Source organism: Lysobacter brunescens (assembly GCF_042677005.1).
GTDB classification, from domain to species: domain Bacteria; phylum Pseudomonadota; class Gammaproteobacteria; order Xanthomonadales; family Xanthomonadaceae; genus Lysobacter_I; species Lysobacter_I brunescens.
Genome location: NZ_JBHTIF010000001.1, coordinates 186,286 through 209,182, shown reverse-complemented (window position 1 = coordinate 209,182; position 22,897 = coordinate 186,286). Strand labels below are relative to the sequence as shown.

Annotated in this window: 24 protein-coding genes and 1 pseudogene; 10 read left to right on the top strand and 15 right to left on the bottom strand. The window is 68.4% G+C overall.

What is annotated here, in order from left to right; all coding sequences use genetic code 11:
* Positions 1-20: 20 nt before the first annotated feature.
* From ACFQ0E_RS00925 to ACFQ0E_RS00900, 6 genes are all read right to left on the bottom strand, one after another.
* On the bottom strand, positions 21-959 hold the full coding sequence (locus tag ACFQ0E_RS00925) for an aspartate carbamoyltransferase catalytic subunit (RefSeq protein WP_386821827.1): 939 nt from the start codon (positions 957-959) through the stop codon (positions 21-23).
* Between the two features lie 18 nt (positions 960-977).
* Positions 978-1,448: a Holliday junction resolvase RuvX gene (ruvX, locus tag ACFQ0E_RS00920; RefSeq protein ID WP_386821826.1), complete on the bottom strand. Its 471-nt coding sequence runs from the start codon at positions 1,446-1,448 to the stop codon at positions 978-980.
* Positions 1,445-2,011 (bottom strand): exonuclease domain-containing protein, encoded by a 567-nt coding sequence (locus tag ACFQ0E_RS00915; protein WP_386821825.1) that lies wholly within the window; start codon positions 2,009-2,011, stop codon positions 1,445-1,447. The genes ruvX and ACFQ0E_RS00915 overlap by 4 nt, the downstream gene beginning before the upstream one ends.
* Positions 2,012-2,015: 4 nt before the next feature.
* A complete protein-coding gene (locus ACFQ0E_RS00910; protein ID WP_386821824.1) occupies positions 2,016-2,582 on the bottom strand; it encodes a YqgE/AlgH family protein in 567 nt (188 codons plus the stop codon).
* Between the two features lie 78 nt (positions 2,583-2,660).
* The gene (locus ACFQ0E_RS00905; protein WP_386821823.1) at positions 2,661-3,290 is read right to left on the bottom strand and encodes a CoA transferase subunit B; all 630 of its coding nucleotides are present in this window, start codon (positions 3,288-3,290) and stop codon (positions 2,661-2,663) included.
* A complete protein-coding gene (locus tag ACFQ0E_RS00900; RefSeq protein ID WP_386821822.1) occupies positions 3,290-4,012 on the bottom strand; it encodes a CoA transferase subunit A in 723 nt (240 codons plus the stop codon). The genes ACFQ0E_RS00905 and ACFQ0E_RS00900 overlap by 1 nt, the downstream gene beginning before the upstream one ends.
* A 180-nt stretch (positions 4,013-4,192) precedes the next feature.
* Here ACFQ0E_RS00900 and ACFQ0E_RS00895 point away from each other — a divergent pair, with 180 nt between their 5' ends.
* From ACFQ0E_RS00895 to ACFQ0E_RS00880, 4 genes are all read left to right on the top strand, one after another.
* Complete coding sequence (locus tag ACFQ0E_RS00895) at positions 4,193-5,092, top strand: ATP-grasp domain-containing protein (RefSeq protein ID WP_386821821.1); 900 nt, start codon at positions 4,193-4,195, stop codon at positions 5,090-5,092.
* Between the two features lie 208 nt (positions 5,093-5,300).
* Positions 5,301-6,047: an electron transfer flavoprotein subunit beta/FixA family protein gene (locus tag ACFQ0E_RS00890; protein WP_386821820.1), complete on the top strand. Its 747-nt coding sequence runs from the start codon at positions 5,301-5,303 to the stop codon at positions 6,045-6,047.
* Entirely contained in the window at positions 6,047-6,985 is a 939-nt protein-coding gene (locus ACFQ0E_RS00885; protein WP_386821819.1) for an electron transfer flavoprotein subunit alpha/FixB family protein, read from the top strand. The genes ACFQ0E_RS00890 and ACFQ0E_RS00885 overlap by 1 nt, the downstream gene beginning before the upstream one ends.
* Before the next feature lie 162 nt (positions 6,986-7,147).
* Positions 7,148-8,386, top strand: coding sequence for a threonine/serine exporter family protein (locus ACFQ0E_RS00880; protein WP_386821818.1), 1,239 nt, complete (start codon positions 7,148-7,150; stop codon positions 8,384-8,386).
* Positions 8,387-8,465: 79 nt separating this feature from the next.
* On the opposite strand, the pseudogene ACFQ0E_RS00875 reads toward ACFQ0E_RS00880, so the two are convergent.
* The 3 genes and pseudogenes from ACFQ0E_RS00875 to ACFQ0E_RS00865 form a co-directional block, all read right to left on the bottom strand.
* Positions 8,466-8,816 (bottom strand): annotated as a pseudogene (locus ACFQ0E_RS00875) (H-NS histone family protein); the annotation flags it as partial.
* A gap of 156 nt (positions 8,817-8,972) precedes the next feature.
* A complete protein-coding gene (locus tag ACFQ0E_RS00870) occupies positions 8,973-10,688 on the bottom strand; it encodes a proline--tRNA ligase (RefSeq protein WP_386821817.1) in 1,716 nt (571 codons plus the stop codon).
* Between the two features lie 103 nt (positions 10,689-10,791).
* A complete protein-coding gene (locus tag ACFQ0E_RS00865) occupies positions 10,792-11,247 on the bottom strand; it encodes a DUF4124 domain-containing protein (protein WP_386821816.1) in 456 nt (151 codons plus the stop codon).
* Between the two features lie 189 nt (positions 11,248-11,436).
* Here ACFQ0E_RS00865 and pssA point away from each other — a divergent pair, with 189 nt between their 5' ends.
* From pssA to rimI, 3 genes are read left to right on the top strand one after another with little or no spacing between them, the layout of a single operon-like run.
* Positions 11,437-12,210: a CDP-diacylglycerol--serine O-phosphatidyltransferase gene (pssA, locus tag ACFQ0E_RS00860; protein WP_386821815.1), complete on the top strand. Its 774-nt coding sequence runs from the start codon at positions 11,437-11,439 to the stop codon at positions 12,208-12,210.
* Complete coding sequence (locus ACFQ0E_RS00855) at positions 12,207-12,500, top strand: hypothetical protein (RefSeq protein ID WP_386821814.1); 294 nt, start codon at positions 12,207-12,209, stop codon at positions 12,498-12,500. The genes pssA and ACFQ0E_RS00855 overlap by 4 nt, the downstream gene beginning before the upstream one ends.
* Positions 12,497-12,997: a ribosomal protein S18-alanine N-acetyltransferase gene (gene rimI / locus ACFQ0E_RS00850; RefSeq protein ID WP_386821813.1), complete on the top strand. Its 501-nt coding sequence runs from the start codon at positions 12,497-12,499 to the stop codon at positions 12,995-12,997. The genes ACFQ0E_RS00855 and rimI overlap by 4 nt, the downstream gene beginning before the upstream one ends.
* Positions 12,998-13,162: 165 nt before the next feature.
* Here the strand turns inward: rimI and ACFQ0E_RS00845 are convergent, their stop codons facing one another.
* The 4 genes from ACFQ0E_RS00845 to ACFQ0E_RS00830 all read right to left on the bottom strand — a co-directional run bounded on the left by ACFQ0E_RS00845 (position 13,163) and on the right by ACFQ0E_RS00830 (position 18,368).
* Positions 13,163-16,000, bottom strand: coding sequence for a valine--tRNA ligase (locus tag ACFQ0E_RS00845; protein ID WP_386821812.1), 2,838 nt, complete (start codon positions 15,998-16,000; stop codon positions 13,163-13,165).
* A gap of 128 nt (positions 16,001-16,128) precedes the next feature.
* Positions 16,129-16,557 carry a DNA polymerase III subunit chi gene (locus tag ACFQ0E_RS00840; RefSeq protein WP_386821811.1) on the bottom strand — a complete coding sequence of 143 codons (429 nt, stop codon included), beginning with the start codon at positions 16,555-16,557 and terminating at the stop codon, positions 16,129-16,131.
* Positions 16,554-16,877 carry a hypothetical protein gene (locus ACFQ0E_RS00835; protein ID WP_386821810.1) on the bottom strand — a complete coding sequence of 108 codons (324 nt, stop codon included), beginning with the start codon at positions 16,875-16,877 and terminating at the stop codon, positions 16,554-16,556. Before ACFQ0E_RS00835 ends, ACFQ0E_RS00840 begins: the two co-directional genes overlap by 4 nt.
* A 3-nt stretch (positions 16,878-16,880) precedes the next feature.
* On the bottom strand, positions 16,881-18,368 hold the full coding sequence (locus tag ACFQ0E_RS00830; protein WP_386821809.1) for a leucyl aminopeptidase: 1,488 nt from the start codon (positions 18,366-18,368) through the stop codon (positions 16,881-16,883).
* A 285-nt stretch (positions 18,369-18,653) separates the two neighbouring features.
* Between ACFQ0E_RS00830 and lptF the strand changes: the two genes are divergently transcribed.
* The 3 genes from lptF (at position 18,654) to ACFQ0E_RS00815 (ending at position 21,692) form a co-directional block, all read left to right on the top strand.
* A complete protein-coding gene (gene lptF / locus ACFQ0E_RS00825) occupies positions 18,654-19,754 on the top strand; it encodes an LPS export ABC transporter permease LptF (RefSeq protein ID WP_386821808.1) in 1,101 nt (366 codons plus the stop codon).
* Positions 19,751-20,863, top strand: coding sequence for an LPS export ABC transporter permease LptG (gene lptG, locus ACFQ0E_RS00820; RefSeq protein ID WP_386821807.1), 1,113 nt, complete (start codon positions 19,751-19,753; stop codon positions 20,861-20,863). Before lptF ends, lptG begins: the two co-directional genes overlap by 4 nt.
* A 148-nt stretch (positions 20,864-21,011) precedes the next feature.
* Positions 21,012-21,692, top strand: a complete 681-nt coding sequence (locus ACFQ0E_RS00815) for a hypothetical protein (protein ID WP_386821806.1) — start codon at positions 21,012-21,014, stop codon at positions 21,690-21,692.
* Positions 21,693-21,696: 4 nt separating this feature from the next.
* On the opposite strand, the gene ACFQ0E_RS00810 is transcribed toward ACFQ0E_RS00815, so the two are convergent.
* Both ACFQ0E_RS00810 and ACFQ0E_RS00805 read right to left on the bottom strand, forming a co-directional pair.
* Positions 21,697-22,455, bottom strand: coding sequence for a tRNA(His) guanylyltransferase Thg1 family protein (locus ACFQ0E_RS00810; protein WP_386821805.1), 759 nt, complete (start codon positions 22,453-22,455; stop codon positions 21,697-21,699).
* On the bottom strand, positions 22,452-22,889 hold the full coding sequence (locus ACFQ0E_RS00805) for an AAA family ATPase (protein WP_386823992.1): 438 nt from the start codon (positions 22,887-22,889) through the stop codon (positions 22,452-22,454). Before ACFQ0E_RS00805 ends, ACFQ0E_RS00810 begins: the two co-directional genes overlap by 4 nt.
* Between the last annotated feature and the right edge of the window lie 8 nt (positions 22,890-22,897).

Below are 22,897 nucleotides of genomic sequence, written 5' to 3'. Positions count from 1 at the left end.
CCTGCCGCACCCGGTCGACCTCAACCCAGCAGCGCTTCCAGCACTGCCATGCGTGCGGCGACGCCGTTGTTCACCTGCTTGAGGATCAGCGACTGCGAGCCGTCGGCGACGGCGTCGTCGATCTCCACGCCGCGGTTCATCGGGCCGGGATGCATCACCACGGCATCGGCCGTCGCGCGCTTGAGGCGCTGCACGCTCAGGCCGTAGTCGCGGTGGTAGTCCTCCAGCGAGGACACCAGCCCCTGCTCCATGCGTTCGCGCTGCAGGCGCAGCATCATCACCACGTCGGCGCCGTCCAGCGCTTCGTCGAAATCGTGGGTGACGTGGCAGCCGTCGAGCGTGCCGTCGTCGGGCAGCAGCGAGGCGGGGCCGCAGGCGCGGATGTGCGTGGCGCCGAGCACGCGCAGCGCATGCAGGTCCGACCGCGCGACGCGCGAATGCTTGATGTCGCCGATGATCGCGATCTTCAGCGTCGAGAAATCCGCGCCCTTGGCCTGGCGCAGGGTCAGCATGTCGAGCAGGCCCTGCGTGGGATGCGCGCTGCGCCCGTCGCCGGCATTGAGCAGGGCGGTGCCGGGATTCGCGGCGGCGGCGAGTTCGGCGACGGCGCCATCGTCCTTGTGGCGGATCACGAAGCCGCGCACGCCCATCGCTTCGATGTTCTTCAGCGTGTCCAGCGCGGTCTCGCCCTTGGTCGTCGACGAAGTCGATGCATCGAAGGCCAGCACGTCGGCGCCGAGCCGCTGCGCCGCGCGCTGGAAGCTCAGGCGCGTGCGCGTCGACGGTTCGAAGAACAGGGTGCAGATCGCGGTGCCGGCGAGCACGTGGCGAGCATCGTGACCCTCGGCGAAGTGCTGCGCGCGGTCGAGCAGCGCAGTGAGCGTGTCGCGCGGCATGTCCTGCAGGGTGAGCAGGTGGCGGAGGCGGCCCTGGGCGTCGTATTGCGAAGTGGTGGGCATGGCGGTGTCGGCCTTGGGCTAATCGGAAGTCGGTTCGTCGAGGATCACCGCGTCCTGCGGCATCGCCATCCAGCGGTCGAGGATGATCGCGGCGGCCATCGCGTCGAGCAGGTCGGCGTCGCGGCGGCGGCGCTGGCCGTCGGCGCGGCCAGCGGCGAAACGGCGCGCGGCCTCCTGCGAGGAATTGCGCTCGTCCATCATCGCCACCGGCAGCTTGAAGCGTTCCCGCAGGGCATGGGCGAAGGCGCGGGCGCGCTCGCGGATCGGCTGGTCGCCGCCGTCGAGCGTCATCGGGTCACCGACGATGAAGCCCGTCGGTCGCCATTCGCGCTGCAGCTTGTCGATGCGCGCCCAGTCGATGACGCCATCGTGCACGTCGATCACCGCCAGCGGTCGCGCGCTCAGTCCGAAGCCGCTGCCCACGGCCACGCCGATGCGGCGCGCGCCGACGTCGAAGGCGAGCACCGGACTGTCGGCGGGGATGCTCATGCGCGCACCTTCGTGTCGCCGAAGATATACGGCAGTAGTGCGGCGATGTTGCGCGCGTCGTCGATGCCACGGTGGTGCGTACCGGAGAACGGCAATCCCGCGAGCGCGACGGCCTGGGCCAGGCCGTATTTCTTCTTCAATCCCTGCCGCTCGGTGAACAGCCGCTTCACATTGACGTGCGGCGCCGAGATCGGATTCGGAATGCGGTGGAAATCACTGTCCTGCTGCAACTGGACGTGGTCGTAATCGCCCCAGGAGCAGAACGCGAAGTCGGAATAGCGATACAGCCACGTCTTGAAGGCCGCGACGCATTCCGGGAAGGTCGGCGCGGCGTCGACATCCTGCTGGCGTATCGAGGTCAGCTGCGTGCAGAACGGCGTCAACTGCGGATGCCGCACCGGTCTGATGAAACTCTGGAATTCGTCGACGACGCGGAAGTCCGCATCCGTCATCACCACGCCGAATTCGATGATCTCCATCGCATGGCGCGGGACCGTGCCGCGGTCGCAGCAGGTCGCTTCGAAATCGATGACCAGGTAATGCGCGAATGTCGGTTCGGACATCGGCTCAGGCATGCCCGCTGTAGTCGGTCACGCGGGCGAGATCCACGCCGATCCGGCCGGCGGCGGCCTGCCAGCGGGCTTCCAGCGGCAGGCTGAACAGCAGTTCGGCATCGCTCTCGGCGGTGAGCCAGGTGTTCTCGGACAGCTCCTGTTCGAGCTGGCCTGCGCCCCAGCCGGCGCAGCCGAGCATCACCGTCGAGCGCGGCGGGCCGTCGCCATGGGCGATGGCTTCGAGGATGTCGCGCGAGGTGGTGACGTACAGGCCGTCGACGACTTTCAGCGTCGAGTCCCAGGTGCGCGCGCCGTCGTGCAGGACGAAGCCGCGCTCGGGATGGACCGGGCCGCCGGCCAGCACCTGGCGTTCGCGCAGGCGGAGGTCGTCGGTGGCGATGCCCATCTGCTCGAAGACTTCGCCCAGCGTGTACTCGGACGGGCGGTTGATGAGCAGGCCCATGGCGCCGTCGGCGTCGTGCTGGCACACCAGCGCCACGCCACGCGAGAAATTGGGGTCCGCCAGCGAGGGCAGGGCGATCAGCAACTGATTGGCGAGGGGGATCGGATCCGGGAGCATGCGGCCATTGTAAGGCCATGCGTCGGCGGGCCCCACCCCGCTTCCGGTGCGGAAGCGGGGGATTCATGCAGGCTCGGCTCAGGCCGCGAACGGCACGCCGGTCTTCTCGCGCAGCTCGGCTTCGGTCACGTCCGGGGCCAGCTCGACGAGCTTGAGGCCGTCGGGTGTGACGTCCATGACCGCCAGTTCGGTGATGATGCGGTCGACCACGCCCACGCCGGTCAGCGGCAGGGTGCATTCGGGCAGGATCTTGTGCTCGCCGTTCTTCGCGGTGTGCTCCATCAGCACCACCACGCGCTGCACGCCGGCCACCAGGTCCATCGCGCCGCCCATGCCCTTGACCATCTTGCCGGGCACCATCCAGTTGGCCAGGTCGCCCTTGTGGGTGACCTGCATGGCGCCGAGGATGGCCAGGTCGATGTGCCCGCCGCGGATCATCGCGAACGAATCGTGGCTGCCGAAATAGCTGGCGCCGGCGCGTGCGGTGACGGTCTGCTTGCCGGCGTTGATCAGGTCGGCGTCGACCTCGTCCTCGGTCGGGAACGGGCCGATGCCGAGCAGGCCGTTCTCGCTCTGCAGCCACACGTCCATGCCGTCGGGGATGAAGTTGGCGACGAGCGTCGGCAGGCCGATGCCGAGGTTCACGTAGGCGCCGTCGCGCAGTTCCTGTGCGGCGCGCTGCGCCATCTGGTCGCGGGTCCAGGCCATCACTTGTCTCCTGCGCGCACGGTGCGCTGCTCGATGCGCTTCTCGGGGGTCGGGTTGACGACGATGCGGTCGACGTAGATGCCCGGCAGGTGGATGTGGTCGGGATCGAGCGCGCCGACCTCGACCAGTTCCTCGACCTCGGCGACGCAGACCTTGCCGGCCATCGCGCAGGCCGGGTTGAAGTTGCGCGCGGTCTTGCGGAACACCAGGTTGCCGGCGGCGTCGGCCTTCCACGCCTTGACCAGCGACACGTCGGCCTTCAGCGCGGTTTCCATGACGTAGTGCTTGCCGTCGAATTCGCGGGTTTCCTTGCCTTCGGCGACCACCGTGCCGTAGCCGGTGGCGGTGAAGAAGGCGGGGATGCCCGCGCCGCCGGCGCGCAGGCGCTCGGCCAGCGTGCCCTGCGGATTGAATTCCAGTTCGAGTTCGCCGGAGAGGAACTGGCGCTCGAATTCCTTGTTCTCGCCCACGTAGGACGAAATCATCTTCCGGATCTGCCGCGTCGCGAGCAGCATGCCGAGGCCGAAGCCGTCGACGCCCGCGTTGTTGGAGATCGCGGTCAGGCCCTTCACGCCGGAATCGCGCAGGGCTTCGATCAGGGCTTCGGGGATGCCGCAGAGGCCGAAACCGCCGACCGCGAGGGTCTGGTCGTCGGCGACGAGGCCGCGCAGCGCTTCGGCTGCATTGGGGAACACCTTGGAAGAGGCTGTGCTGTTGCTCATTCCGACACCGTGCGGCGCATGGGGGCTGGCTCCTGTCGGGACCGGGGGGGTCCGTGAAAGCCGCGATTCTACCGGCTGCCGGTGACCGGGACACACCGTACTTTGGGGCATGTCGTTGCGCCCTGTGGCGCGTCGTGCGCAGGCCCTAGACTGGTGGTCTTCCCGTCGTCCGGTCCCGCCATGCCGCGCATCGCCTTCGTCACCGCCATCGCCACGCTGCACCGCGACGAGGACATGCCGCCGCTGCTGGAGGCCTGCGCGCGGGCCGGCCTCGATGCCGACGTCCTGGCCTGGGACGACTCCACGGTGTCCTGGTCGCGCCATGACCTCGCCGTGCTGCGCTCGCCCTGGGACTACCACGCGCGGCTGCCCGAATTCCTGGCCTGGTGCGCGCGCGCCGATGCCGCCACCCGCCTGCTCAACCCGCTCGACGTGGTCCGCTGGAACACCGACAAGCACTACCTCGCCGATCTGGCCGATGCCGGGGTGCCGGTGGTGCCGACGCGCTTCGTCGAACCCGACGCCGAGCCGCTGCCGGCGCTGGACGCCGCCTTGGCGGCTTTCGCCGATGCCGCCGAGCTGGTGGTCAAGCCGACCGTCAGCGCCGGCTCGGCCGACACCCAGCGCTACCGTCGCGACGAAGCCCTGGTCGCCGCCAACCACGTCGGTCGGCTGCTCGCCGCCGGGCGCGCGGCCATGCTGCAGCCCTATCTCGACGCTGTCGACAGCCGCGGCGAGACCGCGCTGCTCTATTTCGATGGCGCGTTCAGCCACGCGATCCGCAAGGCCGCCCTGCTGCGGCCCGGGCAGGACGGCGCGGACCATGCCGACCTCCCCGATGCCATCGCCCCGCGCACCCCCGATCCCGACGAACTGGCCACCGGCGAGGCCGTGCTCGCTGCGCTGCGCGCCCGCACCGGCGCCGACCCGCTCTATGCCCGGGTCGACCTGATCCGCGATGCCGATGGCCGGCCGACCCTGCTGGAGCTGGAACTGACCGAGCCCTCGCTGTTCTTCGCCGAATCGCCGGGTGCGGCCGATCGCTTCGTCGACGCGCTGCGGCGACGGATCGCGACCTGAGTCGCGCGTCCGGCCACGCATCCCCGGACCTCGCAACCGGCGGATCGCGCATTCCGTATACCGCCGCAGGAACCGAGCAACCACTCGGGCGAAGACCGATAAGGTCTGGCCGATCAGGTAAAATTCCGGGTCTTCGCCCGGCGCGGCCCGTCCGTCGTCCGGCCCCGGTTTTCCCTCACCAGTTTCCGCACCCAGGACCCCCCGAACGATGAAGATCCTCGTCGGCTACAAGCGCGTGGTGGACTACAACGTCCGCATCCAGGTCAAGCCGGACGGCTCCGGCGTGATCACTGACGGCGTCAAGCTGTCGCCCAATCCCTTCGACGACATCGCGCTGGAAGAAGCCCTGCGCCTGCGCGACAAGGGCATCGCCACCGAGGTCGTGGTCGCCACGATCGCCCCGGCCGACGCCCAGCCGCACCTGCGCAACGGCCTGGCGATGGGCGCCAACCGCGCCATCCACGTCGTCAACGACCAGCCGATGGAATCGCTGACCGCCGCGCGCGCGCTGCTCAAGCTGGTCGAACGCGAACAGCCCGACCTGGTCATCCTCGGCAAGCAGGCGATCGACGACGACGCCAACCAGACCGGCCAGATGCTGGCCACGCTGTGGGGCCGCCCGCAGGCGACCTTCGCCGGCAAGCTCGACATCGCAGACGGCAAGGCCACCGTGGTCCGCGAGGTCGACGCCGGCCTCGAAACCCTCGACGTGGACCTGCCGGCGGTCGTCACCACCGACCTGCGCCTGAACGAGCCGCGCTTCATCAAGCTGCCGGACATCATGAAGGCCAAGAGCAAGCCGCTCGAGACCATCGCGTTCGCCGACCTCGGCGTCGAATCGGGCGACACCAACAAGACCACCCACTACGCCCCGCCGGCCAAGCGCAGCAAGGGCGTGATGGTGAAGGACGCGGCCGAACTGGTCGCCGCACTCAAGGCGAAGGGGCTCCTGTAATGACCACGGTTCTCATCGTTGCCGAACACCACGACGGCAAGCTCAATGCGTCCACCGCCAAGTGCGTCACCGCGGCGAAGGCGCTGAATCCCGCGTCCATCGACGTGCTGGTGCTCGCCGCCGATCCGGCCGGCGTCGCTGCCGAAGCCGCGCAGATCGCCGGCGTGACCAGGGTGCTCGTGGTCGCCAACGCCGCCAATGCCAACGCCATCGCCCAGGTGCAGGCGCCGCAGGTCGCGAAGGCCGCCGCCGGCTACAGCCACGTCTTCGGTCCCAGCACCACCTTCGGCAAGGACCTGATGCCTTGCGTCGCCGCGCTGCTCGGCGTGTCGCAGGTCTCCGACATCATGGCCGTCGAAGGCAGCCACACCTTCAAGCGCCCGATCTACGCCGGCAACGCGATCATCACCGTCGAAGCCGCCGCCGACCGCGTCGTGGTCGCCACCGTGCGCACCGCCTCGTGGGCGGAAGCCGCGCGCGGCGGCAGCGCCGCCGTCGAAGCGCTGGGCGTCGATGTCGCGCTGCCGACCCACACCCGCTACGTCGGCCTCGCCGCCGGCAAGTCGGACCGCCCGGACCTGCAGAGCGCCGGTCGCGTGGTCTCCGGTGGCCGTGGCGTCGGTTCCGCCGAGAACTTCAAGATCGTGTACGACCTCGCCGACAAGCTCGGCGCTGCGGTCGGTGCGTCGCGCGCGGCGGTCGACGCCGGCTACGTGCCGAACGAACTGCAGGTCGGCCAGACCGGCAAGATCATCGCCCCGGAGCTGTACGTCGCGGTCGGCATCAGCGGCGCGATCCAGCACCTGACCGGCATCAAGGACGCCGGCACGATCGTGGCGATCAACAAGGACGCCGATGCGCCGATCTTCGAGATCGCCGACATCGGCCTGGTCGGCGACCTGTTCAAGGTGCTGCCGGAGCTGCAGGCGGCGCTCTAAGCGCGGTCCTCCGCATCGAATACGCAAAGAGCCGGGGAAACCCGGCTCTTTGCGTTTCGGGCCGCATCGTCGATCGCGGCGTGGCGCGTCCAGCCGGGCCGGCGGGTCGCGGCGCGACGGCCGCGTGCGCTATCGTGTCGCACCCCTTGGCAGTCCGGCGACATGGCGCAGCAGTTCGCACAGCACGACTTCGTGACCCGCGTCGATTTCGTGGTCGAACTGGCCAGCCGCCTGCACGCCTATGGCACCACGGCGCATCGCCTGGAAGGCGCGGTGACGGCGGTCGCGGCGAAGCTGGGCCTGGAATGCGGGGCCTGGTCGAACCCCACCGGCATGATCCTGTCCTTCGGCCAGAGCGGCCGCGCCCCGCACGACACCGTGCGCGTGGTGCGCCTGTCGCCGGGTGAGACCGACCTGTACAAGCTGTGCGAGGCCGATCGCATCGCCGACGATGTCGTGACCGGCCAGATGGACCTGGAGGAGGGGCATCGCGCGCTGCAGGCCCTGGACCGGCCGGGTAGCTGGCGGGGCAGGGCCATGGCGATCTTCGCCTTCGGCCTCACCGCTGCGGCGGTGGCCGGCCTCTGGCGCCTGCCCTGGCTGGATATCGCGACGGCCGGCCTCACCGGCGTGCTGCTCGGTCTGCTTGACCTCGCCACGCAGAACCGGCCGCGCCTGAAGGAAGCCAGCGATGCGCTGGCGGCGATGTTCGCAGGTGGCATCGCGGTGCTGGTCGCGAGTTTCATCGGCCCGTTGAACCTCAACACGGTCATCATTTCCTCGCTGATCGTTCTCATGCCCGGCATGGCGCTGACCAATGCGGTGAACGAGCTGACCAACCAGAACCTGGTCTCCGGCACGGCGCGCTTCGCCGGTGCGATGAGCACCATCCTCAAGCTGGCGATCGGCATGATGGTGGCGCTGACCGCCGCCGAGATGATCGGCCTGCAGCCGCAGATCCGTCCGCTGCGACCGCAGCCCGACTGGGTCGAATGGATCGCGCTGCTGCTCGGCGCTTTTGCCTTCGCGGTGCTGTTCCGCAGCAATCGCCGGCATTACCCGCTAGTGATGCTGTCTGCAGCGAGCGGCTACCTGATCTCGAAATTCGTCGGTGGCGCCTGGGGCAGCACGGCTGGCGTGTTCGTCGCCGCGCTGGTCATGACCGCAGCCGGCAATGCGTATGCGCGCTGGTTCAACCTGCCCGGGGCGCTGGTGCGCCTGCCCGGAATCGTCATGCTGGTGCCCGGCAGCGCCAGCCTGCGCGGCCTGCTCGCGGTGGTGCAGGAGCAGAGCATGGGCGCGGGCCAGGCTGCCGCGCTGGCGGCATTGAATATCCTGCTCGCCCTGGTCGCAGGCCTGCTGTTCGGGAATATCCTGATCCCGACACGGCGCAATCTCTGATCCGACGGAACCACGCCCGCAACGAAAAACGCCGGCGCGATGGCCGGCGTTTCCAACGCGTCGAAGCGAGGCGATCTCACTTCTTGATCAGGAAATCCTCGGGCTTCTTGCCCTTCTTGACCTGCTCGGCGAGCCAGCGCGGCTGCTTGCCGCGACCGCTCCAGGTCTCCTTCGGATTGGCCGGGTTGCGGTACTTCGGCGCGACCTTGCGCGTCGTGGTGCCGGCCTGTTTCGCTGCCTTTTTCCCCGCCGGCGCCTTGCCGCCGAACAACTCGGCGATCGTATAGCCCTCTGCTTTCGCGAGCGAAGTCAGTTTCTTGCGGACCACGGCGATCGGTTTCCGCTTGTTCAGCGCGGACTGCTGCTTCTTGGCTTGCGTGATCAACGCCTTCAGGTCCTTCTCGGTCAGATCTTTCAAATCGAATGCCATAAACACTCCGAAAATCAGGGGAAGCCGCGCATCCACGCGGCGCACGGATGATAATCAAAAAAAGCCGGCGCAGGGTTTTTTCCGGGTCGCGGCGGATTATCCGCCGCGACCCCACCATTTTCCGGCCGACGCCGGCGGGCGCCGCGGGATTTTCCCTCAGCGGCGCGACAGCCGCTCGAACAGCGCGGCGCGGTCGAGCTGCTCCGCTTCGCTGGCGACGCGCGCGCGATATTCGAAGGTGCCCGCGGCGAGGCCGCGTTCGGACACCACCACACGGTGCGGGATGCCGATCAGCTCGATGTCGGCGAACATCGCGCCCGGGCGCAGGCCGCGATCGTCGAGCAGCGCGTCGAGGCCGGCAGCGTTCAGGTCGTCGTACAGCGCCTGCGCCGCAGCGGCGACGTTGGCATCGTTCTTCGGGTTGATCAAGCACACGGCGACCTGCCACGGCGCCATCGCGTCCGGCCAGACGATGCCGTTGTCGTCGTGGTTCTGTTCGATCGCGGCGGCGACGATGCGGCTGACGCCGATGCCATAGCAGCCCATCGCCGGCGTGACGGCCTTGCCGTTCGCGTCCAGCACGGTGCACTTCATCGCTTCGGAATACTTGCGACCCAGCGCGAAGACATGGCCGACCTCGATGCCGCGCGCGATGCCCAGCGTGCCGTTGCCGCAGGGCGAGGGATCGCCTGCGACGACGTTGCGGATGTCCGCGATTTCATCGGGCACGGGCAGGTCGCGGCCCCAGTTCACGCCGGCGAGGTGGAAGCCCGCTTCGTTCGCGCCGACCACGAAATCGTGCATCGCCGCGACGCTGCGGTCTGCGACGATTCGGATCGCCTTCGCCGGCTTCACGGGGCCGAGGAAGCCCGGCTCGCTGCCGAGATGTTCGAGGATTTCCGCTTCGGTGGCCATGCGGTAATCCGCCAGGCCGGGCACCTTCGACAGCTTGATCTCGTTGACCATGTGGTCGCCGCGCACCAGCGCGAGCACGAACTGCGGCTGGCCTTCGGCATCGGTGCCCATCAGCGCGACCGACTTCACCGTGCGCGTCAGCGCGATGCCGAGCAGCGCGGCGACGTCCTCGCAGGTCTTCTGCGTCGGCGTATCGACCTTGCGCATCGTTTCGGTGGCGTCGGCGCGTTCGCCCGGCGACACGGCTTCCGCGAGTTCGACGTTGGCCGCGTATTCCGACGTATCGGAATACGCGATGGCGTCCTCGCCCGAATCGGCGATGACGTGGAATTCGTGCGACGCGCTGCCGCCGATCGCGCCGGTGTCGGCGAACACCGCACGGAACTTCAGGCCCAGGCGGGTGAAGATGCGCGCGTAGGTGTCGTACATGTTTCGGTATTCGGCATCGAGCGAGGCATCGTCGATATGGAACGAATACGCGTCCTTCATCAGGAATTCGCGCGCGCGCATCACGCCGAAGCGCGGACGGATCTCGTCGCGGAACTTCCACTGGATGTTGTAGAAGTTCACCGGCAGCTGCTTGTAGCTGCTGATTTCCTGGCGGGCGAAATCGGTGACCACTTCCTCGGCGGTGGGGCCGTAGCAGTATTCGGCCTCCTTGCGGTCCTTGATCTTCAGCAGCTGCCCGCCGAATTTCTGCCAGCGGCCGGTCTCTTCCCACAGCTCGCGCGGCTGGATCGTCGGCATCAGCAGTTCGACCGCGCCGGCGCGGTTCATTTCCTCGCGGACGACGGTCTCCACCTTGCGCAGCACGCGCAGGCCCAGCGGGCTCCAGGTGTACAGGCCGGCGGCGAGCTTGCGCAGCATGCCGGCGCGGAGCATCAGCTGATGGCTGACGACCTCGGCATCTGCGGGCGTTTCCTTTTCGGTGCGGAGATGGAACTGCGAGAGGCGCATGGGGATTTGTGGGGAGCGGACACGAAGCCCCCATTGTGCCCGATGTCGGCCGACCCGGGGTCCGCAGGCCCGTCCGGGCGCGCGCCGGCCCCGTGGCGCGGGCTCAGAAGGCGTTGGTGTTCGGCGGCGGCGCGGGCTCGGACTTGCCGCCCTTCTGGCCGCTGGCCGGGGCGCTGCAGTTGGCGCGCAGCACGATCTGGTTGATGTCGAGCTGGCGCTTGCGCTCGGCCTCGTTGATGTCGCGGTCGGGCTTGCCGTCGTTGTCGCTGTCGACCTTGAGGGCCACGCCGCTGTTGATCAGGTCGATGTTGCTGCGCGCGCGGGCGCACTGCGTCGATTCGGCGGGCTTGTCGCCCGGCTGGGGGCCGCTGGTGGCGGTCGGCTGGCGGTCGACGATGGTCCGCGACTCGAACTTGCCGGCCGGCGGCGGGTTCTGGGAGTAGTGGGTGACGCCGTTGGCGTCCTTCCACTTGTACACCTGCTGCCAGGCGCTCGCCGGTGCAGCCAGGGCCAGGGCGAGTGCCGAGGCGGCGAGGGCGGGGATGATGGCGCGGTTCATGGCGATACCTGCAGGCGACCGGTGGGGGCCCGGGGATTGCATCACTCCGCCGGGGGCGGGTGCAAGCATCGAGCGTGTCCCCCGTCACTTTTCGCGCCGAACCGTGCCAGGAGAGCGGCTGGGCCCGGTTGCTGGCGTGACGTGGCTCACGCAATGCCATGGCCGCCCGCCGCCGGATACACTGCGGCCATGGAACCCGAACACGCGCCCTTGCCGCCCCGCCGTCCGCGCGGCATCTACCTGCTGCCGAACCTGTTCACCACGGCGGCGCTCTTCTCCGGCTTCTTCGCGATCATCGCCGCCTCGCAGGGGCGCTACGAGCCGGCCTGCATCGCGATCTTCATCGCGGCCGTGCTCGACGGACTGGACGGCCGCGTCGCGCGGATGACCAACACGCAGAGCGAATTCGGGGTGCAGTACGACTCGCTGTCCGACCTCATCAGCTTCGGCATGGCGCCGTCGCTGGTGATGTACCACTGGGCGTTGGAGGCGATGCGCCTGGACAGCCCGACCCTGGGCAAGATCGGCTGGCTGGGCGCCTTCCTCTACGCCGCCTGCGCCGCGCTGCGCCTGGCGCGCTTCAACAGCCAGGTCGGCACCGTCGACAAACGCTGGTTCATCGGCCTGCCCAGCCCGGCTGCGGCCGGCCTGATGGCGAGCTTCGTCTGGGTGATGCACGACCTGGGCTGGGCGGGCGAGGACGTGCGGTATGCCGCGCTGGCCGTGACCGTCGCGGCCGGCCTGCTGATGGTCAGCCGCTTCCGCTACCCCAGCTTCAAGGGGGGCAAGCCCGGTCCGCAGGGCGAGCGGGTGCCGTTCCTGGCCCTGCTGGTGCTGCTCGCGGTCATCATCGGCCTGGTGATCGACGCCCCGAAGGTGCTGCTCGCCGCCACGGCCGGCTTCGCGATCTTCGGGCCGCTGCTCGCTCGCCGCCAGGCCCGGCGCCCGGTGGCGGCCGAATGAGCGCGGCGCCGCAATGGGATCCGGTGCAGCGCGAGGTGCTCGCGGCGCTGGGGCATTCGCTCGACCGGCTGGCGATCGCGCTGCCCGGGACCGCGCATGCGATTCCGTTCGAATGGCCGGACGACCCGCTGGTGGAGGCGCTGCTGCGCGCGGCCGCGCGCCATCGCGATGATCCCGACGCGCTGCGCGACGCACCGACCTGGCCGTCGCCGCAGGCGCTGCGCGCCGACCCGCGCGCCAAGCGCGCGCTGTGGCCGCGTCTGCGCGGATTGAGGCGTCGCGGGACATGAGCGCGGCGCCGCTGCCGCCGGACGACTTCGCGGACGCGCTCGCGCCACTCCAGCTGCGCGCGATGCGCGAAGACGATGTCGACGCGGTGATGGCCATCGAGGTCCGCGCCTATCCGTTCCCGTGGACCGCCGGCATCTTCCGCGACTGCCTGCGCGCGGCGTATCCGTCCTGGCTGCTGGTTCGCGGCGAGGTCATCATCGGCTACGGCATCATCAGCATCGCCGCAGGCGAGGGGCATATCCTCAACATCTGCATCGACCCGCTGGAACACGGGCGCGGCCACGGCCGGCGCCTGCTGCGCAGCCTGGTGCAGGTCGCGCGCATGCATCGCGCCGAGCGCATTTTCCTGGAAGTGCGGCCGTCGAATCCGCGCGCGATCGGGCTGTATTTCGCCGAGGGCTTCAACGAGATCGGCCGCCGCCCGCGCTACTACCCTGCGAACATGGGCCGCGAGGACGCGATCGTGATGGCGATGGAGCTGCTGCCCGACGCGTGATCGCGCCGCTGCTGTTGTAGAGCGGACCTTGGTCCGCTCATGCCCTTCGACACGTGCGAGCGGACCAGGGTTCGCTGATTGCCAGCGAAAAGCCGAGCGAGCCAAAGTCCGCTGATGGCCAGTGAAAAGCGGAGCGGACCAAGGTCCGCTCTACAGGTGCATCGCTCAGCCCAGGCGCGCGCGCTGTGCCTGCAGGGCGTCGAGCTTAGTGGTCCACTCGGCGAGACGGACGCGTTCCTGCTCGACCACCGCCGGGGGCACGTTGCCGCCGAATTTCGCGAGCTTGGCTTCGCTCTTGTCCTTCTCGCCCGCGACCTTCGCGATCTCCTTGTCGAGGCGCGCGCGTTCGGCGTCGAGGTCGACCAGGCCTTCCAGCGGCACGAACAGCTGCAGGTCGCCGACCACGGCGGGCGCGGCCGGCGGCGGTTCATCGCCGATGGTCTCGATGCGTTCGAGCTTCAGCAGGAACGTGAGCTGCGCCGAGAACTTCGCGATGCGCGCTGCATCGTCGGCACTGCCGCCGCGGAACAGCAGCGACACCTGCTTCGACGGCGAGATGCCGAGCACGCTGCGGATGCTGCGCACGGCGGAGACCACGGCCTTGAACCATTCGATGTCGGCTTCGGCGGACGCGTAACCCTCGGCGCCGAAGTCTTCGGCCTGCGGATAGCGACGCACGCAGATGCTGGTGTCGGCGATGCCCAGCTTCGGCGCGACGTGGCGCCACAGTTCCTCGGTCACGAACGGGGTCAACGGATGCAGCAGGCGCAGCAGCGATTCCAGCACGTGCAGCAGGGTGTGGCGGGTGCTGTTCGCGGCCTCGGCATCGCTGCCGGCGAGCGCCGGCTTGGCCAGTTCCACGAACCAGTCGCAGAACTCGTTCCACGCAAATTCGTACAGCGCCTGCGACAGCAGGTCGAAGCGATAGCTCGCGAAATGCTCGCCGGCTTCGGCGCTGACCTTGGCCAGGCGCGAGAGGATCCAGCGCTCGGCGTCGGTCTTCGGCTGCGGCGCGCCGGTGGTGGCGAAGCCTTCGGTGTTCATCAGCGCGAAGCGAGTCGCGTTCCACAGCTTGTTGCAGAAGTTCTTATAGCCCTCGCAGCGGGCCATGTCGAACTTGATGTCGCGGCCCGGACCGGCGAGCGCGGCCATGGTGAAGCGCAGCGCGTCGGCGCCGTGCGGGGCGATGCCGCCGCCGAATTCCTTGCGGGTGGCTTTCTCGATGCCGGCGGCCATCTTCGGATTCATCAGGCCGGTGGTGCGCTTCGCAACCAGCTCTTCCTCGCTGATGCCGTCGATGATGTCGAGCGGGTCTAGGATGTTGCCCTTCGACTTCGACATCTTGTTGCCGTCCTTGTCGCGGACGAGGCCGGTGATGTACACGTCGCGGAACGGCACGCGCTCGGCATCCGGCGTGCCTTCGGCCATGAAGTGGTCGGTCATCACGATCATGCGCGCGACCCAGAAGAAGATGATGTCGAAGCCGGTCACCAGCACCGACGAGGGCACGCACTGGTCGAAGCCGCGTTCCTGCATGAGCTCCGCGTTCGGCCAGCCCATCGTGCTGATCGGCCACAGGCCGGAGGAGAACCAGGTTTCGAGGACGTCGTTGTCCTGGCGCAGCGGGATGTCACCGACCTTCGCGCGCACTTCGGCCTCGTTGCGGCCCACGTGCACGTTGCCGGCCTCGTCGTACCACGCCGGTATGCGATGACCCCACCACAGCTGGCGGCTGATGCACCAGTCCTGGATGTTCTCCATCCAGTGGCGATAGGTGTTGATCCAGTTCGGCGGCACGAATTTCACCGAACCGTTCTCGACCAGCTCCATGCCGCGACGCGCGAACTGGTCCATCGCCACGAACCACTGGTCGGTCAGATAGGGCTCGATCACCTGGCCGGTACGGTCGCCACGCGGCACCTGCAGCTTGTGTGGCTTGGTTTCGATGAGACGACCGGCGGCTTCGAGCTGCGACACGATCACCTTGCGCGCCTCGAAGCGATCCAGACCGCGATACTGTTCCGGCGCGTTGTCGTTCACCGTCGCATCGTCGGTGAAGATGTTGATCATCGGCAGGTTGTGGCGATGCCCCACCGCGTTGTCGTTGAAATCGTGCGCGGGCGTCACCTTCACCACGCCGGTGCCGAAGGCGCGGTCGACGTAGTCGTCGGCGATGATCGGCAACTCGCGGTCGCACAGCGGCAGGATCACGGTCTTGCCGATCAGGTGCGTGTAGCGCGGGTCTTCGGGATGCACCATCACCGCGGTGTCGCCGAGCATGGTCTCGGGGCGGGTGGTGGCGACAATCAGGTAGTCGCGGGTCTCGCGCAGGGTTTCGTTGCCGTCGGCATCGTGCTCGACGTGCTCGTAGGTCTCGCCGTTCGCCAGTGGGTAGGCGATCGACCACAGGAAGCCGTTCTCTTCCTCGCTGACCACTTCGAGGTCGGAGATCGCGGTCTTCAGAACGGGATCCCAGTTGACCAGCTTCTGGCCGCGATAGATCAGACCCTGCTCGTACAGCTTCACGAAGGCTTCGATCACCGCGTCGGAGGCCATCGGGTCCATGGTGAACACGCTGCGCGTCCAGTCGCCGGAGGTGCCGAGGCGACGCATCTGGCGCTCGATCGTGCCGCCGGACTGCTGCTTCCACTCCCACACGCGGTCGATGAACTTCTCACGGCCCAGCGAATCGCGGGTCTCGCCCTGGCCGGCGATCTGCAGGTTGCGCGACACCACCATCTCGGTCGCGATGCCGGCGTGGTCGGTGCCCATCTGCCACAGCGTGCGATGGCCGCGCATGCGGTGGTAGCGGATCAGCGCGTCCTGCAGCGTGTGCTGGAACGCGTGGCCCATGTGCAGCGTGCCGGTGACGTTCGGCGGCGGCAGCAGGATCGTGTATGCGGGACCGTCGCCCTGCGGCGCGAAGACGCCGCTCGCTTCCCACTCGGCGTAAAGGCGGGATTCGAAATCTTTGGGTTCGTAGCCGGAGGCGAGGGTGGTCATGGTTCGGGACTCTGTGTGCTTTGGATTGTCATCCAGAGCGGAGCGAGGGACCTGCTTCAGCGCTTTTCGTTGCAGAAAAGCAGGTCCCTCGCTGCGCTCGGGATGACAGTGAATTGAGGGTGGGGCAATTACATGTCGTATTTCTTCAGTTCCAGCCCGCGCGCCTGGTACTGCTTCCAGCGCTCGCGCAGCGGGCCGCGCGCGGATTCGTCGGCGGGCACCACTTCCAGCACGCGTTCGAAGCCGCCGTCCACCGGCGCATCGCGCAGGTTGATCACCAGCGCGCGCAGCGGCACGTCGGCGTCGGGCGCGGCGATCAGCACCGGCGTCAGTTCGTCCTCGTCGTCGGTGCCGGCGATCTGGTGCGGGATGTAGGCGTTCTCGTCGAACGACCACAGCAGGTCGTCCAGCGCCTCGGCCTGCGCGGCGTCGCGCGCCAGCACCAGGGTCCACAGATTCGCGTCGTAGGCCTTGCGCGCGAGTTCGCACACCAGGCGCAGCGGCTCCTCGCGGAACCGCGGCTTCTGGATCAGGTAGAAATCGGCACGGGCGCTCATGACGGGGATTCCGCACCTGAAATCATCAACTGGGGATCGAATTCATCATCGGTGCCCGGCCAGAGGAAGCGAGCGCCCTGGCACATCTCGAACTCTATGGCGGCAAGCGCCAGTCCCTTTGCGAGATCGAGCGCTTGCCAGCCATCGATGCCATGGATCTGGTGCTGTCCTTTGAAGCGTTTCGAGATGTTGCCCTCGCAGTCAAGCGCGCACATCCAGTGGTCGGCCTCGATGCGCACCGGGGCATGCAGTCGAAATGTTGCGCTTCCCCTTGTCAGAGAGGCATCGATTACGTCGAGGTGACGCTCAGCAAACGCCATCGCTCAGTTCGCCCGGTCCAGCAGCCACTGCGTCAGCAGGCCGACCGGCCGGCCGGTGGCCATGCCCATCTTGCCTTCGTCGTTGGCGACGCCGGCGATGTCCAGGTGCGCCCAGCGCTGGCCCTCGGCGAAGCGCGCGAGGAAGCAGCCTGCGGTGATCGCACCCGCGTTGCGGCCGCCGATGTTGTAGACGTCGGCGAAGTTGGAGTTGAGCTGGGTCTGGTATTCGTCCCACAGCGGCAGGCGCCAGGCGCGGTCGAACACATGTTCGCCGGCCTGGGTCAGTTCGGCGGCCAGGTCGTCGTGCTTGCTCATCAGGCCGGCGGCGTACTTGCCGAGGGCGATGATGCAGGCGCCGGTGAGCGTGGCCACGTCGACCAGGGCCTGCGGCTCGAAGCGTTCGGCATAGGTCAGCGCGTCGCACAGGATCAGGCGGCCCTCGGCGTCGGTGTTGCCGACCTCGATCGTCTTGCCGGACATGCTGGTCAGCACGTCGGACGGGCGATAGCTGTCGGCGTCGGGCATGTTCTCGACGGCCGGGACGATGGTGACCAGGTTGATCGGCAGGCCCATCTTCACCGCAGCGACGAAGGTGCCGATCACCGTGGCGGCGCCGCACATGTCGTACTTCATCTCCTCGATGCCGCCCTGGGTCTTGAGGTTGATGCCGCCGGTGTCGAAGGTGATGCCCTTGCCGACCAGCACGAAGGGTTTGGCGTCGCCGCCATTGCTCCACTTCAGCACGATGAGCTTCGGCGGATTGGCCGAGCCGCGCGCCACGGCCAGCAGCGAGCCCATGCCCAGCGCTTCCATCTGCGCGCGGTTCAGCACCTCGCACGCGGCCTTGTCGTGCTGCGCAGCGAAGGCGGTGGCCTGGTCGGCCAGGTAGGTCGGGTTGCAGATGTTCGGCGGCAGGTTGCCCAGCTCGCGGGTGACCTCGACGCCACTGGCAATGGCGGCGCCCTGCGCCAGCGCGGTGGCGTCGCTGCCGGCGACCGACACCGCGACCAGCGCGCTCTTGCCCTTGTCCTTGTTCTTCTCGCCCAGCGTGGCGTGGTAGCGGTACAGCGCATGGCCGAAGGCGATGACGGCCTGACGGATGTTCCAGGCAGCGTCGCGGCCGTTCACGGCGACTTCGCTGATCGTGAACGTGGCGTTGGTCGCGGCGCCGTCCTTCAGTGCGCGGGCGGCGTCGCTGGCCGCCTTGATGTACTGCGGCACGCCGAACTTGGCGGCATCGCCCAGGCCGACCACCAGCACGCGCGGCGCGGCGATGCCGGGCAGGTCGTGGAGCAGGGCGGTCTTGCCGGTCTTGCCGGACACGTCGCCCCGGGCGATGAGGGCGGCGATGCGGCCGCCGCTGGCGGCGTCGAGGGCCTGGCCGGTGGCGGTCAGGGTCTTGTCGGCGAATGCGCCGACCACGATGCAGTCGCTGGCGAGGGCGGCGGCCTCGGCGGCCGGGGCGGTGTGGAGGGCGAAATCGAGGGCCATCGGTCGGGTTCCGTACGGGCGGGAGGAGGGGCGTGGCGCGGGGCGGCGGTGCGGGCCGTCGGCGACGGGTGCCTGAACCGGCTCGGGCGACGGCGTTCAGGTCCGGCGCCTTTCCGATCACGGCATTCCGTACAATCCTCCGACGCCCTGCGGGCCCGGAAGACGGTGCCGGACGGCACTGTCAGCGCCGGGCCCGGCGCCGGGCAGGCGCCGCGAACACGCAGAACCTTGAAGTTTAAAGCAAAGCCCGGGTGGGATGCCCGGCCCCGGACCCCGCCCCGCCTGATGCTCAAGCTCGATCGTTACCTCATCCGCGAATTCGCGCAGAGCACCTTCGCCGTCCTGGTGGTGGTCCTGATCGTACTGGTGGGCGGGGCGTTCGCCGATGTCCTGCAGGACGTGGCCCGGGGCAAGGTGCCGGCGGCGATGCTGCTGGCCCAGCTGGGCCTGGTCTTCCTGAAGTGGCTGCCGATGATCCTGCCGCTGGCGGTGATGCTGGGGTTGATGCTGGCCGTGGGCCGCCTCTACCGCGATGCCGAGATGCCGGTGCTGGTGTCGATCGGCGTCGGACCGGGCCGGATGCTCCGCCCATTGGCCTGGATGGCCCTGCCGGTGGTGGCCGCCGTGGCGCTGTGCTCGCTGTGGCTGGGCCCCTGGGCCGACCGGACCTCGGCGCGGATGATCGAGAGCGCCAGCCGCAACCTGCTGATCGCCGGCATGGAGCCCGGCCGCTTCACCGAGCTGCCCGGCGGCAGTGGCGTGATCTACGTCGGCGGCATGTCCGACAGCAACCGCCAGCTGCAGAAGGTCTTCGTCTACCGGCAGAAGGACGACCGCTTCCACGTCACCACCTCGCAGACCGGCGTGCTCTCGGTCCACAACGAGCGCGACCGCTACCTGATGCTCGAACAGGGTTTCGAGGTCGAAGGCCCGATGGGCGACGGCCGCGATTTCCGCCTGATGCGCTACGCCGGCAACGAGGTGCGCCTGCCCGACAGCATCGCCCCGAAGCGCAAGAGCGATGCGGTCGAGCTGCAGCCGACCCTGTCGCTGTTCGGCGATCCTCGCCTGGAGGCGATCGCCCAGCTCCACGGCCGCCTGGCGCCGCCGCTGCTGACCCTGGCCTTCGCGCTGATGGCCGTGCCGCTGGCGCGCAGCGCGCCGCGCCAGGCGCGCTACGGCAACCTCGCGGTCGGCTTCCTGATCTACCTGTTCGGTCTGCTGCTGATGATGCTCGGCACCGAATGGATCGAAGCCGGCAAGCTGCCGGCCCAGCTCGGCCTGTGGTGGCTGCTGCTGCCGCTGCTCGCTCTGGCGGTCTGGATGTACGCGCATGACGGCGCGATCCGCCGGCCGCGCGCGACCCGCCGCGAGGCGCGCGCATGAAGCCGTTCCCGAAGCTGCACGATCTCTACATCGGCGGCGTCGTGCTGCGCTCGGTGCTGCTCGCCTGGGGCGTGCTGGTCGGGCTGGATTCGCTGATCGGCGGCCTGATGACCGAAATCAGCGACGTCGGCACCGGCAACTACGACATGACGGCCGCGCTCACCAACGTCGTGCTGAGCCTGCCGCGCCGCGCCTACATGCTGTTCCCGTATGCCGCGGTGATCGGCGCGGTGATCGGCCTGGGCCAGCTCTCGGCCAGTTCGGAGCTGACCGTGCTGCGCGCGCTGGGCCTGTCGCGCCGGCGCATCAGCCTGTCGGTGATCCTGTCGCTGACCGTGCTCACCGCGCTGATGGTGGTCAATGCAGAAACCGTGGCGCCATGGGCGCAGCGCCGCGCCGATACGCTCAAGGCATCGGCCAAATCCAAGGATGTGATCATCGCCCAGTATTCCGGCCTGTGGGCGCGCGAGGGCGACGTCTTCCTCAATGCGCAGACCGGCCTGGAACGCAACGAGAACGGCCGCCAGTGGCTGCAGCTCAACGACGTGCGCCTGTTCGAACTCGCCGGCGATGGTCGCCTGGCCTCGATCACCCGCGTCGGCGTCGCCGAACACCATGCTGGCGAATGGATCCTGCGCGACGTGGTGCGCACGCGCTTCGATGCGAAATCGGCCGTGCGCACGACTGCGAAGGAAGAGCGCTGGGCCTCGAAGCTCGACGCCGCCGCGCTGGCCGCGAACACGCGCAACATCTGGCGTCCGCGCTACATGACCGCCGCCGCGCTGAAGGACGGCATCGAGTACCGCATCCGCAACGATCTCGATCCCAGCGAATTCCAGGAGCACTACTGGGGACGCTGGTTCTATCCGGTGAACGTGCTGGTGCTCTGCCTGCTGGCGATCCCGTTCGCCTTCGGCTCGCTGCGCAGCGGCGGCCTCGGCAAACGGCTGTTCATGGGCATCGTCTTCTCGCTGGGTTTCTGGCTGGTGCAGACCCAGTTCGTGCGCCTCGCCGGCGTGTTCAAGTTCGACTACCGCATCGCCTACCTGATCCCGGCGCTGGCGATGGTCGGTTTCTCGCTGTGGCTGTTCAAGCGGCGATCCGGTTGATCGTCGCGTTGCCCCTCGTGCGCTCCGCGCGCAGCGCGTGAACGCTCGTTGACCGCAGGCCACCCCTGGCGTGCGTCCTGCGGAACTCGCCGCAAACGTGTCCGGTCTGCCTCGCGATCATGCGCTCGAGGGAGGCGGAGAGACCGGCGTGAGTCAGGCCACATGGATGCAATGGGCACAGGCACCGGCTGCCTTCCGTTGCGTGAATCGCACCCCGGAAGCAGGCGCTCTGCGCGAGGGGCCGTCGTATCCCGCACTCGCGGCGACCTGCGCGATCCAGGCGCTGTTGCTGTACGGACTGGGTCGGATTCCCGAGTCGCGGATGGCGCGCGCTGATCGCGCTGATGACGCGCTCGAAGTGGTCTGGATCGAACGCCCCGAAGCTGCGACCGCCGATGCGATGCGCATTCCGCCGGAAGCGCATGCGGCTCGGCGACGATCGGCGCGACCGCAGCGCGAGCGATCTGGAGCCGCGATCGTGTCGTCCATGCCTTCGCCATTGGATGCTGCTGCAGCGTCTGCTCCTTCGTCGCAGGCGCCGGTGGTGGCGGATGACGCATGGCGACCCATGCCGGGAGCGGGGCGATCCAGTGCATCGGACATCGATCCCTCTGCTTTCCGCCGCGATCCGCTCGCGCGCCGCGACACGAGTTTCGACCCCAAACCGGCTGCGCTGGAGGAGGCGATCCAGGACCGCTCGTTCGGTGGCTGGATGCAGGCTGCGACGCGGAAGCGGATGTGCGGCGATCTCCGCGCCGCCCTGCGCCGGTCGCCGGAGAGCACTGCTTCGATCATCGAAAGCATGCGCAGGCGCGGCTGCCGGGTGTGATCGATCACTCCGCCAGGCGCGCGCGGACGAAGTCGGCATAGGACTCGCCCAGCGGCAGGACCTCGTGGGTGCGCAGGCGACGGCGCTGCGTGGTCGTGGCCTCGCCGGTACGCGGGTTGCGGCCGGCCTTTTCGTACGTTTCCCAATGCACGCCCATGCCACGCTTCTGCCAGGCGGGCAGGTCGTTGAAATTGATGTCGTGGCGGAACAGCAGTTCGTTCTTCTCGGCGATGCTCAGGCCCGACAGTCGTGCGGTCGCGCTGCGCGCGCTTTCGCCCTGGCCGCGCAGCAGCCAGTAGCAGTGGGCATTGAGCGCATTGCGATGCGCATCCTCGTGCCGCCAGCGGAAGTAGTCGACTACCAGCGCGTCCGATGGCAATTGGCTGATGCGCGCATCGAATCCGGCGTGGCGCTGCATCGCGAGGCTGAAGCAGGCGCTGGCTTCGCCCGCCAGCACGGACAGGAGCTTGCGCACCTTGCGATCGAAGGTGCCGTCGTCCGCGCGCAGCAGCAGCGAGATCTCGTCGCTCTGCACGTAGCCGTACGACACCCCGAAGCCGCAGTCCATCAGGTGCCGGGTCGTCGCCAGCATGGCATCACGGAAACGGATGTCGAACGGCGCTTCGAGGCCCCATTCGATCTTGGTCAGTCGGGTGAAGTTCCGCCCGTCCAGGCGGATGACGATGCGGATGCCCGGCAGCACATGCTGGTCGTGCAGGGTTTCGTGGATCCGCAACTTGCGGTCGAGGTCGTCGAAATTCATGGCGGCGTTTCCGTCACGTCGAAGTGGCCATCGGCATGCACGATCACCTTGAACAGGCGGTCGAAGCCTTCGGCATGCGTCGGGTGCTCGAGGCGATGCAGGGTGGTGCGGATCGCGGCGTCGGGCACGCGCGATGCGCCCTCGCGGGCAGCATTGCGTGCGATGAGGTCGTCGTAGGGCGCCTCGAACACGTAGGCATGGCATGCGAAGCCGGCGGCTCGCGCTTTCGCAAGGTAGCGCGAGCGATCGGCGACGGTCGGGTTGGTGTTGTCGACGACGAAGCGCTGCTTGAAGGCCAGGCAGGCGTCGACGAGGCCTGCTTCCCGGTGTCGCGTCCGCAGCATGTCGAGGTTGATGCGGACATGGGTGTCGCGGAAGCGCGTGTGAAACAAGGTGGATTTGCCGACGCCCTGCGCGCCGACGAACAGGATCATCTCCACGG